Origin of the sequence: Pedobacter ginsenosidimutans (genome assembly GCF_001442625.1) — a bacterium.
Classification (GTDB): Bacteria; Bacteroidota; Bacteroidia; order Sphingobacteriales; family Sphingobacteriaceae; genus Pedobacter; species Pedobacter ginsenosidimutans.
Map to the genome: position 1 here is coordinate 1 of NZ_LMZQ01000078.1, position 3,902 is coordinate 3,902.

At 41.0% G+C, this 3,902-nt stretch carries 4 protein-coding genes; all 4 read right to left on the bottom strand.

Translation table 11 applies throughout. The features are described from left to right. Positions 1–339: MaoC/PaaZ C-terminal domain-containing protein (locus ASU31_RS26950; protein WP_057935327.1), on the bottom strand; the 339-nt coding region annotated here is incomplete at its 3' end. A gap of 210 nt (positions 340–549) precedes the next feature. Next, on the bottom strand, positions 550–1,632 hold the full coding sequence (locus ASU31_RS26955) for a Gfo/Idh/MocA family protein (protein ID WP_057935326.1): 1,083 nt from the start codon (positions 1,630–1,632) through the stop codon (positions 550–552). Next, the gene (locus ASU31_RS26960; RefSeq protein ID WP_083505566.1) at positions 1,629–2,867 is read right to left on the bottom strand and encodes an extracellular solute-binding protein; all 1,239 of its coding nucleotides are present in this window, start codon (positions 2,865–2,867) and stop codon (positions 1,629–1,631) included. The genes ASU31_RS26955 and ASU31_RS26960 overlap by 4 nt, the downstream gene beginning before the upstream one ends. Next, a partial coding sequence (locus ASU31_RS26965; RefSeq protein ID WP_057935329.1) for a CaiB/BaiF CoA transferase family protein occupies positions 2,860–3,902 on the bottom strand: 1,043 nt, incomplete at its 5' end. The genes ASU31_RS26965 and ASU31_RS26960, both read right to left, overlap by 8 nt.

A 3,902-nucleotide genomic window follows, 5' to 3' on the forward strand; every position in this document is an offset into this window, starting at 1 on the left:
TTTGCTCTCTCCTTTTTCAGAGATTGTGATTTCAGAATGAATGGTATCACCAATAAAAACAGGTTTTACAAAGCGTAATTTATCATAGCCTTTGCTCATGGCCTCCGGATTGATTTCTGATGCGGTTAAACCGATACCAATACTAAAAATCATTGTTCCATGCGCAATTCTTTGTTTGAAAGGTTGTGTTGCACACCATTCGGCATCCATATGATGTGGAAAGAAATCGCCTGTATGACCTGCATGAACTACAAAATCGGTTTCGGTTATTGTGCGACCTAGTGTTACACGTTTATCCTGTAATTGATAATCTTCAAAAAATGTTGATTTGAAATACATAGTTTTTAACTTTTTATAAGCGATGCAATCGCTTTTCTCCTGCATCCTCGTTACAAACGAGGACGATTTTGTGTTTTTTATCTATAATTCCGTCATTGCGAGTTTTCGATTTTTCATCGAAACGAAGCAATCTTTCTTGCAAAACAGATTGCTTTACCGATAAAAATCAGCACAGGTTGGCTCACTCAGTCCATACCTCCCAATGACGTTCTATTTATTTAATCGTTCTTTTACCTTTACGCCACCAATATCACTTGATTGATAAGCACTTTCTACCACCGCCATGGTTTGGATTACATCCTCGACACTAGTATGTAAAACATCACTTGAACCTTCATTATAGCGCATCAAATTGGCCATCGTACCAATAAAAGCCTCTGGGAACCAAGATCCCTCCAACTTAACGGTTTGCCATTCCGGTGATTTTCCATCTTCTACAATACAGTATTCAAAAACATCAGGTACGCCGTGCGGATAATCCATCAATAAACCAATTTTAGCTACAATTGCCCCTTTGGTTCCCTCCCACTTGATATAACTTTCCTGGTGCTTCGGACCAAAATCATGGTCATGGTTGGTGTTGATTACCGCATGCATCGTATCGCCATAATCAAATAAGATCGTAGAACGAGATGATGACAAACTTTTAGCCGGATGTTTTAGGGTTTTTGCTAAAATACTCTCTGGATTGCCCAAAAACGAACGGATTAAATCAACATAATGAATGCTATGGTACTGAATTTCTAAACGCGGATGAATAATTACATGCGGAAAAATCTCCCAAGGCGTTTTAATTGTTACGCGGACTTCCATATCGTATAATTCTCCGATTAAACCTTTATCTATGATGTATTTTGCGGCACTTACAAATGGCGCAAAACGCAACTGGAAGTTTATAGCTGCTTTTAAATTCTTGGTTCTGCAGAGTTCGAGAATTTCTTTTGCCTGTGTAAAATCATCGCCCATGGGTTTTTGAATTAACACCGCACACCCATCGGGCAACTGCTTTAATGTTTCGATGTATTGCTCAGGCATAATCGTTAAATCGTAAACTGCATCGGTTGGTGCCAATTTTACTGCTTCGGCCACTGAATTATATACGTTTGGAATTCCAAAAGCATCAGCCAATTTCTGTGCCCGCTCTTTGGTCCGGTTTACAATCCCGTGCACTTCAAAACCAGCAATTTTATATGCTGGAAGATGCGCATCGGCCACTATCCCACCTGCACCAATAATAATGATGGGCTGTTTGCGCTGTGGTAGTTCGGGTTTATATTTGATGTCAATACTCATTTGTCAATTTCATTAATCTGGTTCTGTGCAAGCTGGATGAGCGCTTCTGTTTGGGCATCAGTATTGATGGCCTGTAAAACCATTTGGTCGATGATGGCGGCAATAGCAGCCCAATTTTGTTTCTGTGGCAACATATTGGCCACCTCGTGTAATTGTTCTAATTTATGGTAATAAGGAATAAGCTGGTTGATCTCTTCATCTTTCCAGGTCGATATCCTGCAGCCGATCCCTCCTGCTAATGTGAGCTGTTTATCCTGCTCTGCAGCCAGGGCAAAACGAAGAAAATCGTATGCGATATCTTTGTGTTTACTACCTTTAGCAATGGTGTAAAGCCAGTATACGTTTAAAGAAGCTGAGTTTTCGTTAATGGCTGAGGGTAAAAGTTCAACATCTATATTGCCTTTTACTTTTGAATTTGCATCTACTTCGCACATGGCCGCAAAACCGAACCAGTTGATCATCATGGCGGCTTCACCTTGTGAAAAGGCTATTCCAGCAGCTACAGATTCGAATGCTGCAGATTTTGGATGAACAGCAGTTTTGTCATTCACAATCATCCGGTAGAAATTAAGCCCATCAATCGCCGCTTGTGTATTGATCTGGATAAAACCATTTTTATCAACCAGTGTCCCGCCCCTCGTCCATAATTGAAGTGCGAAATCGAAAACAGTATTGTGGCCATCGGGATAACAGGCGAAAATACTGCCATATAAATTTTGTTCTGGACGGTTGAAAAAACGGGCAATCTGATGAAAATCTTCCCAGGTTTTGGGTATTGCTAAGGTTTTGCCGAATTGAGCAAAATATCGAGCCTTTTCGGTTTCACTTTCGAATAGATCTCTTCTATAAATAAAACATTCCGGTCCATCATGAAATGGCATGCCCACCACTTCCCAGCCAAAGCGCTGCAGCCCCAAAAGCGATTTGCTCCATCCCCTCGGGAAATCGTCCGGTTTGTTTTTGTTGATGTAGGGATTTAAAACTTCGAAATCACTGTCTGAATAGCCTTCCAACACCCAATCGGTACTGATGTGTGCAATATCAAAATCGCCTTTTGCCAAACCTTTTTGAGTGATGGTACTGTAGTAAAGTTCGTGCAGGTCCATTACCACCATTTCCAACTTTAGTGTACAGCCCGAACGGATACAATATTGTTCCCAGAATTTCTGCATCGCAGCTTCAAATGGCGCAAATTTACGAACGGCTATCCTGAAAGTTTCTATTTGGTTATGCATTTGCAGTAGTATGCTGTGTTATAAATTCTTTGATAATTTTTTCATTATCCTGTCCTAATTTTGGCGAACCAATTGCTGAAGTTAGTAATTCTCCATCAATACGGATCGGGCATCTGGTGGTTTCATACTTGTAACCATCAATCATTTCCACTTCCTGAACCATCTTCAGCACCTTAAAACCTTCATGGGCCATTAAAGCATTCCAGTTTAACACATCGGCACACCAAATATCGGCAGGTTCTAAAATGGAAAGCCATTTTTCGGTAGTTGCCGATAAAAGATGATCGGCCAAAATGGCCTTAATTTCATCACGTTTATCGAATGCCTCGGCGATTTCAATGTAATCTTCTAATGGTTCGCAGCCAAGCAGATTCCCGAGCTGTGGAATGGATGCCATCGCCAGGGCTAAATATCCGTTTTCCGTTTGATAAATCCCATAAGGAGCGCCTAAATATGCATTTGCATTATTCTTTTTCGAACGTTGAGGTAACGATCCACCATCATTCATGAAAGTGGTGATGGTTTCAAACTGGAAATCGTAAGCGGATTCCATCATGCTGATCTGCACAAAACCACCTTCGTTTTTTAACGCTTTTCGGTATAAACAGGCCAGGATTCCCTGCGCCAAATGCGCGCCTGCCAACATATCTACAATGGATAAGCCCATTGCTACAGGGCCACTATCGGCATTTCCGGTTAAAGCGGTTAAGCCGGTAACCGATTGCAAAAGTAAATCCTGGCCAGGTTTGTTTTTCCACTCCGTGTTATTGCCATAGCCTGAAATTTCGCCATAAATTATGGTTGGATTTAAAGCGATTACGGATTGATAATCGAAACCCAAACGCTCCATTACCCCTGGTCGGAAATTATGGATCATTACATCTGCTTTTTTAAGCAGTTCGCGTACCATTTCACAATCTTCTTCACGTTTTAAATCAACTTCAAAACTTTCCTTATTCCTGTTGATGGCATGAAAAACAGATGATTCGCCGTTCATAATCAGATTTGAGGTATAAAGCGTGCGGCAGATATCGC

Bases quoted from the DNA above. Each gene is read 5' to 3' on its own strand.
- ASU31_RS26960 (WP_083505566.1), bottom strand. From the start codon at position 2,867: ATGCATAACCAAATAGAAACTTTCAGGATAGCCGTTCGTAAATTTGCG.
- ASU31_RS26955 (WP_057935326.1), bottom strand. From the start codon at position 1,632: ATGAGTATTGACATCAAATATAAACCCGAACTACCACAGCGCAAACAG.